We start from the raw sequence: 13,917 nt of genomic DNA on the forward strand, positions 1-13,917 counted from the left end.
CATGCACAAGTGGACAAAAACGTTGCTGTTCTCTGCCCTTGCGGCTGCAACAGTACTTACGGCAGGATGCTCTTCATCTTCCGGCAAGTATGTAGACGGGACGTATGATGGAACAGGTAAAGGGGTCAAGAGTGATATTAAAGTGGCGGTAGAAATCAAGGATGAGAAGATCGACGCCATTACCGTAGAGGAGCATAAGGAGACGCAGGCGATGATCGATGCGGCAGTGGAGAATACCATTCCTGAAATTATTGAAAAGCAAACCACAGAAGGCGTAGACGCCCTCTCCGGTGCTTCCGGCTCCAGCGGCGGAATTATTGAAGCGGTGACCCAGGCGCTGGAACAGGCCAAGAAGCAGTAAGCTATCATCCAATTAATAGAGTTGTGAAAAGTTCAGCCCAGCAAGCCCAGCCCTCCTGTCTCCGGCAGAACGGCTGGGCTTGCTTCATTCTTCTATTCCCCAGAAGCGAGCCCCGGGAGCAGCTTTACAAATTCAGGTTCAACTAATATAGTTCGAAGGGAAAAGGGATATGAAGGGAGGTCATCACGCAAGTGGCCAGGAAAAAAAGCTACAGTCTGCGCACAATGATCGCCGTTATGGTGTCTGCCGTTGTCCTGCTGGTATTGCTGATTTTATATTTTATTTTCCGCAATCAGATTATTCCGCAGACCCGGCAGGCGCTGGAGGATAAGGCGATTACGATTGCCCGTACCATCGCTCTGATTCCGCTGGTCTCTGAGGGACTCAGTGAGGGCAACAGCAAGGAGATTCAGGACTACACCTCAAGAATCGCCCGCCGCAATGATATTATGTTCGTGGTAGTCACAGATATGAAGGGTATCCGCTATTCCCATCCGGATGCCTCGCTGGTCGGACTGCCCTTTGCGGGAGGAGGCCAAGAGATATCGCTGCGCGGAGGGGAGAGTATCTCCGAAGGGGCCGGCCCGCTCGGCAGATCCCTGCGCGGCTTCGTGCCGGTCTATAACAACCGGGGGCATCAGGTGGGTGTGGTCATTGCCGGTCTGTCCCTGGAGCGGGTTGAGCGGCTGGTCCTGCTGAATGAGTGGACGATTATTGCGATTCTGGTCTCGGGAGCCTTGCTTGGAGCGGGAGGAGCATTCATTCTGGCAGCGCAGATCAAGCGGATGGTGTTCGGCATGGAGCCGGAGGACATCTCCAAGCTGCTCCAGGAACGCAGTGCGATGCTGGAATCCACGCGCGAGGGAATTATTGCCGTAGATCAGAAGGCGCGGATTACCATCCTTAATATGGAAGCACAGCGGCTTCTGCGGGCAGCCGGGATTGGCGGGAGCGCCATGAACCGGCAGATTGCCGAGTTTTGGCCGGAGCTGGGTCTGGAGCGGGTATTGGCTGAGGGAGAGGGGATACAGGACCAGGAGCTGGAGCTGGGAGACAGCTCTTTATTGGTGAACAGCCTGCCAGTCCGGGTGAACGGTAACATCGTTGGCGCGATTGCCACTTTCCGGGATGAGACTGAGCTGGCTGTGCTGGCGGAGAAGCTGTCGGGAGTCTCTGTCTATGCAGAAGCACTGCGCTCCGGTGCCCATGAGTTCATGAACAAGCTGCATGTCATTATGGGCATGACGCATATGGGCCTATATGATGAGCTGCAGCAATATATTCTGGGAACGGTAAGCAATTACCAGAAGGAGATCGGGTCGATCACGAGACAGATCAAGGACCCCGTGATGGCCGGATTTCTGCTGGGGAAGCTGAGCCGGGCACGCGAAGCGGGGATAGAGCTGTTGCTGACCGGAGACAGCTATCTGCCGGAGCCGGCTGATCCGCAGGTGATTCATGAGCTGATTACGATTGCCGGCAATCTGCTGGATAATGCCCTGGAGGCGCTGGGGGAGCTCTGCGAGCAACCCGTGAAGCGGGTGGAGCTTGCTTTTCAATATGAAGAGGGGCGGCTGCTATGCGAGGTTAGCGACAACGGTCCGGGAATTCCGGCGGGCCTCAAGGAGAAGATCTTCGTTCAGGGTTACTCCTCCAAGGGTGAACAGCGGGGAATCGGGCTGTATTTGGTCAAGAAAAGTGTGGATAAATTAAAGGGCCATCTTGAGCTGGCCGCCGTCTACGGTTCAGGGGGGCATTTTATAGTTGATGTGCCTTATGAGGTGAAGGGGGAGGAGGAGGAGGTGTGAACTGTGCCGTACCGTGCCGGAGCACCCCTCTACTAGAAGGGGAGACCCAGGAAACAGAATCGTATGATATCCACTATTCCATGAGCAAGCATGGCAGATGTGAGGTCCCGCTTGCGCTGTAGTATTGCAAAGGGCAGGCCGAACAAGAGGATATACATGAGAGTGCTGATGATGCCGGGGATGATTCCACCCTGAATGAAGCTGTCCGGCGTGTGGACCAGCACATGGGGAACGATCATCATGAACCAGACGGTAAATTTTTGGGCTCTGGTATCGGCTCTGCCGTGCATCAGGGACAGGCATAGGGCATAGAACAAGGTACGTAGGGCTAGTTCTTCATAAATGGCCGGACTGAGCGCCACTCTGAAATAGATTAGCTTCAGGCTGAATCCATCGAGGCTTTGTCCGCTCAGCACTAGATTGATGATTCCGAGCAGAATGCCGGCGGCGGCTCCCACGAATAGGCTCATGAAGATTGTTGAGGCGCTGGCTGTGTTGAGAAAAAGAAGCTTTCCTTCGTTATACTGGTTGAAGGTGCTTAATACAGCCAACGATGCCATTAACGTGAGCAGGCTCACCTCAATCATGGAGAAGAGGGACAGATTAATATAGGCGACAGCTACAGCAGCGGCTAGCAGGATAGAGAGCAGAATCTGCCGCTTCGACGGCAGCTTGTGTTTTACAAGCAGCAGCACGCTAATGAGGAAGGCCCATACGCCCAGCAGAAGCCACATTCTGGCTGTCGGGGCCTGATTATTACTGTGAATGCCGAAATTCAACAGAAACAGCAATACAAATACACCAAACATGATCCATACCGCTCTAAGATTACTTTTGTTAGTCAATATTTCCTTCTCCTTCCGGATACTTCAAGTTATGTATGCAGACGGGATAGAGTCTATCATAATTCTGACCGGAACGAAGTTAATTCTCTCACTCTTACGCAGGCAGCCATCTGTACAGCTACTTAGTTAATTTGGTTACTTTAGTTACAAAACTCTTTAATAACTTACGGAAGGTTCCATAAACCGCTTCTTTGGCGCTATGATAATTGTGAAAATATGCACAAGGGGGCACAACTCACATGAATAAGAGATTAACAGCGGCGCTTATCCTCATTCTCTCCGTGATGCTGGTCATTGCAGGTTGCGGAAACAACAATGCGGGCGGCAGCAAGAATGAGAGCAAGGAAGCGGGCAGCGCGGCAACAGAGCCGGCAGCAACCACTGCACCTACAGAGAAGGCAGAGGCCGTGTCGGGAGCATCCGAAGCGAGCTATACTCCGTACGATCAGTTAAAGGATAAATATGATATCGTCATCGTCGGTGCGGGCGGTGCGGGAATGTCTGCTGCGCTGGAAGCCAAAGCGGCCGGCATGAACCCGGTCATCTTAGAGAAAATGCCGGTTGCCGGCGGCAATACGACCAAATCCTCCTCAGGGATGAATGCCTCGCAGACCAAGTTCCAGAAGGAGCAGGGCATCGAAGACAGCAACGAACTGTTCTATGAAGAGACCCTTAAGGGCGGACATGATACGAACAATAAGGAGCTGCTGCACTTCTTCGTGGATCAATCCGCGGGTGCCATTGACTGGCTCGATTCCATCGGAATCCGCTTGAACAATATTACAATTACCGGCGGTATGAAAGAGAAGCGTACCCATCGTCCGGAAGACGGCTCGGCAGTGGGACAATATCTTGTAGCAGGACTTGTCCGCAATGTTCAGGAGCAGGGAATTCCGCTGTTCGTCAATGCGGATGTGAAGGAGCTTACGGTACAGGACGGTAAGGTGAACGGCGTGAAGGTGCTGTTCAACCAGGCCGATGACAAAATGATCAGCGCAGCAGCAGTTATCGTAACCACTGGGGGCTTCGGTGCCAACAAAGAACTGATTGCCAAGGTTCGCCCGGATCTGCAAGGGCTGGTAACGACCAACCAGATTGGCAGCACCGGCGACGGCATTGCCATGATTGAGAAGGTCGGCGGAACTACCGTAGACCTGGATCAGATTCAGGTTCACCCGACTGTGCAGCAGGAGAAATCCTACCTGATCGGTGAAGCGGTCCGGGGCGAAGGAGCTATTCTTGTATCTGCTGAGGGCAAGCGCTTCGGCAATGAGATGAATACCCGTGATAAGGTGACGGCTTCAATTAATACACTTCCTGAGAAATCCGCTTATCTCGTGTTCGACGCCGGAGTGAAATCCCGTGTTAAGGCGGTAGATCAATACATTAAGATGGGTGTGGTCAAGACCGCAGATACCATTGAGGCATTGGCGGATCAGATGAAGGTTCCTGCAGCAGCACTTAAGACTACCGTGGATACATGGAACAGTGCGGTGAAGAGTAAGTCGGATGCTGAATTCGGCAGAACTACCGGTATGGATAATGATCTGTCCGGTGCTCCGTATTATGCGATTCAGATCGGCCCTGGGATTCACTATACGATGGGCGGAGTGGTGATCAACACCAACACTGAGGTCTTGAACAAAGACGGCAAGGCGATTACCGGATTGTTCGCGGCAGGAGAAGTGGTCGGCGGGCTGCACGGCGAGAACCGCATCGGCGGTAACTCGGTAGCCGAGATTATTATCTTCGGACGTCAGGCAGGGATCAAGTCGGCTGAATTTGTAAAAGCGCAATAAGCTATTATTCTTCTATATATCGTTATAACCATAAGTATTTAATCAAAAAAGGGATGCTCCGCAGCCATCAGGCTACGCGGGCATCCCTTTCTATGTTGCAACTCTCTCTGATGCCGCCTCCCTGAACCAGCTGCCCTTAAGACAGTATCGCGGGGGAGGGCGCAGGCTTCGGCGACCGGGTCAGCGAGAAAAGCTCCAGCTCCGGGCGGCTCTTGCCGGCCAGCGTATCTGCAAGCAGCTCGGCGGCGATCATGCTGTAGACCGTGCCGTTCCCCCCATAGCCTTCAATGAAGTAGCAGTGCGGGAACTCCGGGTGCGGTCCCATATAAGGCAGCCCGTCATGGGTGGAGCCGAAGACCGCTCCCCAGGAATATTCAGCCTTGATTCCTTGCAGTTCCGGGAACAGGGCCGTAACCTCCTCAAGCAGACGCTCACACTGGGAGAGGACCCTAACCTCACGCCGCTCTACACTGGTAAGCTGCTCATCCTTGCCGCCGGCAATGATCCGGCCTTCCGGAGTAGTCCGGAAATACAGATAAGGCCGGGCCGTTTCCCAGAGCAGACTCTGCTCATGCCATTTCGGAAGTTGGGGCAGAGGCTCGGTCATAATGGCATAGGTGTTGATCAGCTCTGCTCCCCGGTCCTTCTTCATGTCCTGGGTCTCATAACCCATAGCAAAGACGACCTTCTTAGCAACAATCCGGCCTTGCCCGGTATGACAGATTACGCCGTCTTCATTGTACTCATAATGAAGGGCTTCGGTATGCTCATAGACCCTTACCCCGCCGGAGTGCGCTTTATGAATCAGACTGTGTACGGTGAGCAGCGGATTGGTCTCCGCATCTCCTTTGGAATACAACGCTCCTGGTTTGGAGAAGGCATAATGGGCGCGGATCGTCTCCTCTTCCCAGAATTCCGAATCGAAGCCATGCTTCACCAGATTCTCATTCTCCAGCTTCAGCATAGCAACATCTTCCGGCTTACTGGCATACAGCAGACTGCTGCGCTCAATAATCTGCGGATCGATATCCAGCTTGCCGGGCAGCTCCAGAATCGCACGCATGGCTTGCTGGCAGAGTCTGTAGAACAGCACGCCGTTTTCTTCCCCGAAGGTGTTCATGCAGGCAGTCAGTGATTTGTCATTGGCGATTTGCAGCAGTCCCGTATTAGCGTGGGAGCTTCCGGTGCCGACCGTTCTTTTATCGATAAGAACAGTATCTGCTCCACTGAGGGACATGCGGTAGGACATCATCGCTCCGCCCATCCCGCCGCCTACAATCAGACAGTCGCAGGTAATATCATCCGCAAGTACCGGATATACCGGAGTCTCAGGCAGTGTGTGTTCCCAGGGCAGTTGCCCGCTGACGAGTTTCATAGATCTGTTCGCTCCTTTGTGTCATTCAGAGTAGTATTATTTGCACTATTGCAGAGTCTCATGCGTCAAGACCCTAAGGATTATTCATCAGGTGTAAGCTTGCTGAATGTACCTTCCGGTACATAAACAGCCTCCCCCGGAAGCATACTAAGGAACGCTTGAACAACCAGAAGGAGGGACTACCGAACATGCAATCTAACCAAATGCAGGCACTTAGCGGAAAAGAATTGGAATACATTGCGGATTCCATTTCCAATGAGGATTTGCTGATTAAGCAGCTCGCGGCTACAGCCGGAACCACTCAGAACTCTGCCGTGCAGGGGATCTGCATCCAGCAGATCCAGAGTCATACCCATCACATGGATATGCTGGTCCAGCTGCTCCATCAGCATCAGCAGTACGCACCATCGCAGCCGCAATAACAGGCAGTACCCACAAACTTTGAAGGAGGTTTTACTGTGTACGCACAGAATGGAACGCCGTTTATGGCGGATGAAGATTTACTCAACACGATTTTGGCCGATTTGAAGCGGACAGTCCGCGAGTACACCACAGCAGCTACAGAATCGAATTGTCCCGCCGTCAGACGGGTATTCAATGATTTGACTATGGATACCCTCAGAATTCAGGGGGAACTGTACATGCAGATGTCGCAAATGAACATGTACACCCCTCCGGGCAAAGCGCTGCGTCAGGATGTGGACAAGCAGATTCAGAGTGCCCAGCAGACCCAGCAGAAGCTGCAGCAGTTTGTGCGTGAGAAAACAGGCGGGGCAGGAGCCTTTAACCAGCATTCGAATGTTTCGCAGCACCAGCCGAACGTCCAGCAGCATCATAACGGTTCCTATTATATGTAACCCTGGCGATGGGCCTGTGAAGCATTAGAGCGCTTACCCGGCCATGCAGGAGAAAATACAAAGGGAATGCAGCCAGATAACCCCGCCCCGGCGGGGTTATTTTGTTTGCAGAATGGTACTTTTCATGTCATATTAATACTAAACTCTTTTTTGCAGGAGGCCCTAAGAATGAATGAATTGAAGAGGAAAGTGCTGGAACTGCTCAAGGAGGACGCGCGAAGCTCGACTGCATTAATGGCGACCCTGCTTGGTGCGGAGGAAGAAGATGTAAAGACTGTTATTGCTGAAATGGAGCAGGACCATGTCATTGTGAAATACGCGACGGTTGTCAATTGGGACAAAGTCGATGATGAACGGGTGACAGCACTGATCGAGGTACAGATTACGCCGGAACGGGGCCGCGGCTTCGAGGGGATTGCCGAACGGATCTATCTGTATCCGCAGGTTAAATCGGTCTATCTGATGTCTGGTGCTTACGACCTGCTGGTGGAAGTGGAAGGCCGCAATCTGCGCGAGGTCGCTAACTTTGTGTCTGAGAAGCTGTCACCGATTGATGCAGTGCTCTCTACGAAGACTAATTTTACGCTCAAAAAATACAAACAGGACGGTATCATCTTTGAAGAGCATGAGGAAGACAACCGTCTGATGATATCTCCGTGAAGGATGTAATGTCATGATCATTAATAACGCACAGCACACAGGAGATAAAGGCAAGTCGATGAACTCTTATCTGGCCCCGCTGGTCCAGCAGATTCAGCCTTCGGGCATCCGCAAGTTTTTTGATCTGGCGGCAGGCAGCAAGGATATTATCTCGCTGGGTGTCGGCGAGCCGGACTTCAAGACACCTTGGCATGTCAGAGAGGCCTGCGTCTATTCACTCGAACGCGGCTTCACCGGTTACACCTCCAATGCCGGGATGCCTGAGCTGCGTGAGGGTATTGCCGAGTACCTGGAGACCCGCTTCGCCGTGAAGTATGATCCGGCGAATCAGATTATCGCCACGGTCGGCGGCAGTGAGGCTATTGATTTGGCCCTGCGTGCTCTGATCTCTCCGGGGGACGAGATTCTGATTCCCGAGCCCTGTTACATCTCTTATTCTCCGATCACGGCTATCGGCGGCGGTATTCCGGTAGGCATTGAGACCTTCGGGAAGAACAACTTCAAGCTGACTGCCGAAGATCTGGAGGCCAAGATCACCTCGCGCTCGAAGATTCTGATTCTCTGCTATCCAAGCAATCCGACGGGCGCCATCATGAGCCGTGAGGATTGGGAGCCGATTGCCAAGGTGGTCGAGAAGCATGATCTTATCGTCATCTCCGATGAGATTTATGCCGAGCTTACCTATGGAAGCAATCATGTCAGCTTCGCTTCGCTGCCGGGAATGCTGGACCGGACGATCCTGGTCAGCGGGTTCTCCAAGGCCTTCGCCATGACCGGCTGGCGGATGGGCTATGCCTGCGGGCACCCGGACCTGATCTCTGCCATGCTGAAGATTCACCAGTATACCGTCATGTGTGCGCCTTCGATGGGCCAGGTGGCTGCGCTGGAGGCACTTACCAACGGAATGGAAGAGAAGGACCGCATGACAGACTCGTATAACCAGCGCCGCCGGCTGATTGTCAAGGGGCTGCGGGAGGCAGGACTTGAGTGCCATGAGCCGCAGGGTGCCTTTTATGCATTTCCGAGTATTCAGGCCACCGGCCTGACCTCGGACCAGTTCGCCCAGCGCCTGCTGCTTGAATATAAGGTCGCTGCTGTTCCGGGAAGTGTCTTCGGTCTAGGCGGGGAAGGCTATCTGCGCTGCTCCTATGCCACCTCGGTGTCCCAGTTGAATGAAGCGGTTGAGCGAATTGGGGCATTTGTCTCACAGCTGGCCCGGGAAGGGGCCTGACAAGGCTCGACAAAGAAGTAAATCGAACTATAGCCGATCACCTTCTGATATGGTATTATTTTACTCTAAGGACAAGAAACACCTGTAATACACTTACATGGACCTCTTATTCCGGAATAAAGGCGCTTCATATCTGGTTGCACAGAACTACACAGTTCTTATCTGGATGACGCGCAATACTACATCAGGAAGGGTGATTGTGCTGAGCGCAGATTATTACTTATCCTCCTATGGCGGGAAGTGTGGTTCCGGAAGCGGGCTACCTCGCGCCAAAGGAGATGCGAATGCACGCAGGCTCTCGCTGGAAGATGAAATTCAGATGCTCCGCAGCAGAATGGAACAGCTCTTTATGCAGGAGAAGTCCTTTACCTCGGATAATGTAATAGCAATCAGCAGCTTGCTGGACCTCAAGATTAATGAGTATATGAGAGGCCGTCACCGTAAGAGTAATTAATACAGCAGGATTATACGAAGCGGATGTCTTCTTTTGGGGAGATGTCCGTTTTGTTTATAATTTACATAAATTTATTTTTATAGTATTATGAATGAACAGTCATTCATTTCGAAGGAGAGAATAGGGTGAGCGACAATAGCAAATGGCTAGAACGTAAATTTACTGAAGGCTTTGAACAATTAGCTCCGGATAAGACCATACGGCAAATCATTTTACATGCTGTAGAGGTATTCTCCAAGAAGGGCTATGCCGGGACTAAGATTAAGGATATCGCGGTCAGTGCGGGATTTAGCCAGGGTTATGTCTATATGTATTTCAAGTCGAAGGATGAAATGTTCACCAAGATCGTTGAAATGGCCTCGGATGGCGCCGGAATGTCGGTGCAATATGCGGCGGAGCTGGAAGGCAGTCCAATGGAACGGATCACATGGCTGACAGAGGCATTGCTGTCCCCGGATAGTATCGCTATGCAGCATTTTCGGCTAATTCTGCTCCAGACAGTAACCTCGGAGGCGATTCCTGAGGAGGCGAAGCTTGTAGCGAAGGCGAAGAGCAAGCTGCCCTTTGAGCAGTTTATTCCCTTAATTATTGCCGGACAGCAGGCAGGGGAGATTGTACCGGGAGATCCGGTGGAGATTGCCATCGCGTACTTTTCATTCCTGCAGGGGCTTGGAATAGCGAGGCTGCAGACTACCTCTAGTGTACCTTTCCCATCTACTGAACTGGTTCTGCGTTTCATGAAAAAAGATCGATAGCATCCATCCCATAGCGGAAAAGGTGGAATCTACTATGATAAAAGTTTTTAGAAGCGAGGCCGGTAAAGAGCGGGTTCTACAGGCCTACAACGAACTTCTTGGGGACTGGGGGACGGAATTTCAGGAGCTTGATGTGGAGACTCCATATGGGACAACCCATTGTATAACAGCGGGAGATCCAGAGTCACCGCCCTTGCTCCTGCTCCATGGGGTAGGCGATAATTCGGCAGTGATGTGGCTGCTGAATATGAAGGAGCTGTCACGGCATTTTTACTGCATTGCAGTAGATACGCTGGGAGGTCCGGGGAAAAGTGTTCCAGGTGAGAGGTTCAATAAACGGACGTTTAACCAGGTCGATTGGATAAACGAGGTTGCAGATGGGTTACAACTTGAAGCATTCTACGTGGCAGGTGTGTCGAACGGAGCTTACATGGCCTTCAATTATACGGTGAACGAGCCGGGAAGAGTACTGAGGGCTGTCTGTATGGAGGGAGGAATGGTTACTGCTCCAATTAAAAGTATGATACACACGCTGCTGATGATGTTCCCGGAGATTCTTGTTCCTACGCGCAGCAATTTGCTCAAGGTAGCCCGCAAGCTCAGTTCACCTGCTTCGGGACTTTTGGACAAGCACCCTGAAGTCGGGGAGCATCTGGTGCTACTGTTGAGAAACCATAACCAGCAGGCTATGTTTACCCACAGGGCTCAGCTCTACGATCAAGAGAAGGCGGCTCATTGCAGGGATAAGCTTTATTTTCTGCTGGGTGATTATAAGCTGAATCATAAGAAAGAGCTCACAGGTCCTCTGGACGCTGGCGGGTTCCGTTACACGGTCATCCCGGACGCAGGACACGGCGTGAATCACGAGCAGCCGGAGCGGGTCAACCGCGAGCTGGTGGCTTTTTTGAAAGGGAATGGGGTAAGCGAATGATTCCAGAAACGGTCCGGCACCGGGTATTTAGGGAGCTTGGCAGTTCAACTGAGGATGTTAAGCTGCTTGGAGGTTATTCAGACAACGTATTTGAGATTGAGCACACTCCGGGAACTCATATAGTAGTCAAAATACTGGATCACACCGTGACTCCCAGGGAGCATACTCTCTCGGAACTGGAATGGGCAGGCAGGAGGAGGGCTGTGCTTGCATTTTATGAAGCCTTTATCAAAGGATACCGCAGTGCTAATCCCCGTGCAGCCTGTTTGGATCGAATTAACTACTTCATAGATTACCGCCATCTTTACTCTTATACTTATCACTGCGTACATTCAGAGCCTGCTACGCTGAACGAAGCACAGACTGCTTACCTTGGCCAAATGAGACGGACTCTTGAGGCGGGAGGACCGTGCCTTGGATTTACCCTAATCTAAATGTACAAGCTGCTGCGGTCCAACAGATAGCTGCTCAGGCTCTGAGACCGTATATAAAATAACCCCCTGTGTCCGAAGGGACTTATCAGGGGGTTATTTATGCATGTTAGTTTACCTTGAACGTGGCCACTGCCTGCTGTAGCCCATCGGCCATCTTCGCCAGCTCGGTAGAGGCTGCGGCTACCTCCTCCATGGAGGCGAGCTGCTCCTCAGAGGCCGCGGCAGCGCTCTGGGAACGCTCTGCGGCCTGCCTGGCCACTTCTGCCATCTCCGCCACCGAAGAGGTCAGCTCCTCGGTTCCGGCCAGCAGCTGCTCGGAGGAAGCGGACATCTCATGAACCTGGGTATTAATCTCGCCGATGCCGCCGAGAATATCCGTGAACAGACGCCCGGCCTCGCCTACCATCCGCGAGCCTTCCTGAACGGCACCGGCATTGGCCAGCACCGCGTCTGATGCCGCCCGGTTGCCCTGCTGGATCTCGAGAATCAGGGTGCTGATAGACCCTGCGGCTTCGGCCGTCTGTTCGGACAGCTTCTTCACCTCACCGGCAACTACGGAGAAGCCCCGTCCGTATTCGCCCGCTCTGGCAGCCTCAATCGCCGCGTTTAAGGCCAGCATGCCGGTCTGATCGCTGATGCCTTTGATCAGACCGATAATGTTACCGATCTGCTGGGACTGTGCGGTAAGAGAGGTAATCATGCTTGAAGCATCTGCGGCGGTCCGCTCCATCTCTTCCATCCGGTCCACCGCCTCCGTAATGACGGAATGCCCGTTCTGTGCCTGGCCTGCCGCCCGCCCGGCCGCTGCGGCGGTATCCATTGAAGCTTCCGCGATCCGCTGCACACCGGCAGCCATTTCCTCCATCGCTCTTGCAGACTCGCGGGTGGACTGAAGCTGCTGATCCGCTCCGGCTGACAGATCTTGAATATTCTCCACGATAGCCTCTGTTGTGTGATTGGTCTGGTTGGCGCTGGACATTAATTCCTCCGAGGTCGAGGCAACTTGCAGGGAGTGATCGGCAATGGTCCCCAGGAGTCTGCTCAGATTGGTAATCATCTGGTTCAGATGCCCGGCCATATTACCGAACTCATCCTCACTGTCCACCTCCAGCTTCCCGGTGAAATCTCCGGCAGCCATTTGCTGGGACATCTCATTGACACGAGTCAGCTTACGGGTAATATAGCGGCTATACAGATATACAGCTGCTACCGTCAGGATAAGACCCACAAAGCTAACCAGCAGAATAGACCTTAGCAGCCCTTTAAGCGGCGCATACAGCTCCTGCTCCGGCATGGCGAGACCCACGGTCCAGCCGGTATCCGGCAGCTTTTCATAATACATCTGGATGGTCCCGCCGGAATCGGCATAGGTGACCATCCCCTGATTCTGCTGAAGCATTTCTGCTCCTGCTGCGGATAGACTTGCGTTTTTTTCATCTGTTATTTTCAGCTGCATATTCTTCCCGGCATCCGGTCCGGCAATGTAATTCCCCTGCTTGTCCAGCAGGAAGGCCCAGCCTGTATTCCCGACCTTGGTCTGTTCGATCCTGCTCTGCAGCGTCTTGAGATCGATATCGCCGGCCATCACCCCCAGCAAGGTATTTGCAGTATCCCGGAAAGGAACAGCAAAGGTAGCCATCGTTGTTCCTGTAATTGTGTCATAGAACGGATCTGTAATCCCCTCATGCTCCTTGCCGATGGTGTACCAGTTCTGCCCGTGATAATTATAATTGGGGTCATTATACTGCTCGGTAGTCACAATTTTGCCGCCGTCACGGTGGGCATAGGTGGAGAAGTACTTCAGCTTGCTGTCATACCGTCCGGGTTCAAAATAAATGCCCACACCATATGTATCCGGATTAGCCTTCAGCGCACTAGACAGCATGGTACGGTATTGATCCAGTGTGAATTCAGCAGCGTGGCTCTCCAGCGTACGCGCCAGAACCTCGGGAACCTTGCTGTGCACACTTAAGTTCGCATTAATTTCGTTAGAAATATCCGATATTTGCACATTCATTTTTTGCGTAACCTCGCGCTGGATAATGTTTTTGGAATACATGTACGACAACAGAGCGACCAGCACCAGCGTGATCAGAAAGATGGGCAGGATGAATGCAAATGTTCTCATACGTATGCTTTTGAACCGGAGCCTGGAAATCCCCTTGTGAGCAATATTAGCCATGCAAATCCCCCCATTAGATAGCGAAGCTATTTATAGTTATATTGAATATCATCGGCTGGAGAGCTGATTTTGTTGTTACCTTTTGTCGAAAAAAATAAAAAAATGTCGCAAATTCTGAGTCTTCGGGTTAAGACTAGAGACGGAGACGGCGGCAGACCCTGGCCTGATGTCCGCTTTCAGCTGTAGGCATATAATGAATATTCACGAACATCACAGAGTACGGGC

At 52.4% G+C, this 13,917-nt stretch carries 14 protein-coding genes; 11 read left to right on the forward strand and 3 right to left on the reverse strand.

Annotation, left to right across the window (positions count from 1 at the left end):
- Position 1 precedes the first annotated feature (1 nt).
- Positions 2-361 carry an FMN-binding protein gene (locus tag MKZ07_RS32830; RefSeq protein WP_036696731.1) on the forward strand — a complete coding sequence of 120 codons (360 nt, stop codon included), beginning with the start codon at positions 2-4 and terminating at the stop codon, positions 359-361.
- Between the two features lie 191 nt (positions 362-552).
- Entirely contained in the window at positions 553-2,169 is a 1,617-nt protein-coding gene (gene dcuS, locus MKZ07_RS32835; protein ID WP_036696733.1) for a DcuS/MalK family sensor histidine kinase, read from the forward strand.
- Between the two features lie 32 nt (positions 2,170-2,201).
- On the opposite strand, the gene MKZ07_RS32840 is transcribed toward dcuS, so the two are convergent.
- Positions 2,202-3,014, reverse strand: coding sequence for a CPBP family glutamic-type intramembrane protease (locus tag MKZ07_RS32840; RefSeq protein ID WP_036696735.1), 813 nt, complete (start codon positions 3,012-3,014; stop codon positions 2,202-2,204).
- 239 nt (positions 3,015-3,253) lie between these two features.
- Between MKZ07_RS32840 and MKZ07_RS32845 the strand changes: the two genes are divergently transcribed.
- Positions 3,254-4,813 carry a flavocytochrome c gene (locus tag MKZ07_RS32845; protein ID WP_076158849.1) on the forward strand — a complete coding sequence of 520 codons (1,560 nt, stop codon included), beginning with the start codon at positions 3,254-3,256 and terminating at the stop codon, positions 4,811-4,813.
- A 136-nt stretch (positions 4,814-4,949) separates the two neighbouring features.
- Here the strand turns inward: MKZ07_RS32845 and MKZ07_RS32850 are convergent, their stop codons facing one another.
- Positions 4,950-6,188, reverse strand: coding sequence for an NAD(P)/FAD-dependent oxidoreductase (locus MKZ07_RS32850; protein WP_036696739.1), 1,239 nt, complete (start codon positions 6,186-6,188; stop codon positions 4,950-4,952).
- Positions 6,189-6,376: 188 nt separating this feature from the next.
- Here MKZ07_RS32850 and MKZ07_RS32855 point away from each other — a divergent pair, with 188 nt between their 5' ends.
- The 8 genes from MKZ07_RS32855 (at position 6,377) to MKZ07_RS32890 (ending at position 11,510) form a co-directional block, all read left to right on the forward strand.
- On the forward strand, positions 6,377-6,610 hold the full coding sequence (locus MKZ07_RS32855) for a hypothetical protein (RefSeq protein ID WP_036696741.1): 234 nt from the start codon (positions 6,377-6,379) through the stop codon (positions 6,608-6,610).
- 36 nt (positions 6,611-6,646) lie between these two features.
- A complete protein-coding gene (locus tag MKZ07_RS32860; protein ID WP_051493727.1) occupies positions 6,647-7,045 on the forward strand; it encodes a spore coat protein in 399 nt (132 codons plus the stop codon).
- A gap of 168 nt (positions 7,046-7,213) precedes the next feature.
- Positions 7,214-7,705 (forward strand): Lrp/AsnC family transcriptional regulator, encoded by a 492-nt coding sequence (locus MKZ07_RS32865; protein WP_036696743.1) that lies wholly within the window; start codon positions 7,214-7,216, stop codon positions 7,703-7,705.
- 13 nt (positions 7,706-7,718) lie between these two features.
- Positions 7,719-8,936, forward strand: a complete 1,218-nt coding sequence (locus MKZ07_RS32870) for an aminotransferase class I/II-fold pyridoxal phosphate-dependent enzyme (protein ID WP_341029679.1) — start codon at positions 7,719-7,721, stop codon at positions 8,934-8,936.
- Between the two features lie 199 nt (positions 8,937-9,135).
- Positions 9,136-9,390 carry an aspartyl-phosphate phosphatase Spo0E family protein gene (locus tag MKZ07_RS32875; RefSeq protein WP_036696846.1) on the forward strand — a complete coding sequence of 85 codons (255 nt, stop codon included), beginning with the start codon at positions 9,136-9,138 and terminating at the stop codon, positions 9,388-9,390.
- Between the two features lie 125 nt (positions 9,391-9,515).
- Positions 9,516-10,145: a TetR/AcrR family transcriptional regulator gene (locus MKZ07_RS32880; protein ID WP_051493731.1), complete on the forward strand. Its 630-nt coding sequence runs from the start codon at positions 9,516-9,518 to the stop codon at positions 10,143-10,145.
- Between the two features lie 34 nt (positions 10,146-10,179).
- Positions 10,180-11,076, forward strand: coding sequence for an alpha/beta fold hydrolase (locus MKZ07_RS32885; protein WP_036696747.1), 897 nt, complete (start codon positions 10,180-10,182; stop codon positions 11,074-11,076).
- Positions 11,073-11,510, forward strand: coding sequence for a hypothetical protein (locus MKZ07_RS32890; protein ID WP_076158860.1), 438 nt, complete (start codon positions 11,073-11,075; stop codon positions 11,508-11,510). Before MKZ07_RS32885 ends, MKZ07_RS32890 begins: the two co-directional genes overlap by 4 nt.
- A 106-nt stretch (positions 11,511-11,616) precedes the next feature.
- On the opposite strand, the gene MKZ07_RS32895 is transcribed toward MKZ07_RS32890, so the two are convergent.
- Positions 11,617-13,692 (reverse strand): methyl-accepting chemotaxis protein, encoded by a 2,076-nt coding sequence (locus MKZ07_RS32895; protein ID WP_341029683.1) that lies wholly within the window; start codon positions 13,690-13,692, stop codon positions 11,617-11,619.
- Between the last annotated feature and the right edge of the window lie 225 nt (positions 13,693-13,917).

The organism is Paenibacillus sp. FSL P4-0338 (assembly GCF_038002365.1).
Lineage (GTDB): Bacteria > Bacillota > Bacilli > Paenibacillales > Paenibacillaceae > Paenibacillus_AQ.

Excerpts from the sequence above, each read along its gene's own strand:
- MKZ07_RS32830 (WP_036696731.1), top strand. The coding sequence starts at position 2 with ATGCACAAGTGGACAAAAACGTTGCTGTTCTCTGCCCTTGCGGCTGCA.
- MKZ07_RS32845 (WP_076158849.1), top strand. The coding sequence starts at position 3,254 with ATGAATAAGAGATTAACAGCGGCGCTTATCCTCATTCTCTCCGTGATG.
- MKZ07_RS32850 (WP_036696739.1), bottom strand. The coding sequence starts at position 6,188 with ATGAAACTCGTCAGCGGGCAACTGCCCTGGGAACACACACTGCCTGAG.
- MKZ07_RS32855 (WP_036696741.1), top strand. The coding sequence starts at position 6,377 with ATGCAATCTAACCAAATGCAGGCACTTAGCGGAAAAGAATTGGAATAC.
- MKZ07_RS32865 (WP_036696743.1), top strand. The coding sequence starts at position 7,214 with ATGAATGAATTGAAGAGGAAAGTGCTGGAACTGCTCAAGGAGGACGCG.
- MKZ07_RS32870 (WP_341029679.1), top strand. The coding sequence starts at position 7,719 with ATGATCATTAATAACGCACAGCACACAGGAGATAAAGGCAAGTCGATG.
- MKZ07_RS32885 (WP_036696747.1), top strand. The coding sequence starts at position 10,180 with ATGATAAAAGTTTTTAGAAGCGAGGCCGGTAAAGAGCGGGTTCTACAG.
- MKZ07_RS32890 (WP_076158860.1), top strand. The coding sequence starts at position 11,073 with ATGATTCCAGAAACGGTCCGGCACCGGGTATTTAGGGAGCTTGGCAGT.
- MKZ07_RS32895 (WP_341029683.1), bottom strand. The coding sequence starts at position 13,692 with ATGGCTAATATTGCTCACAAGGGGATTTCCAGGCTCCGGTTCAAAAGC.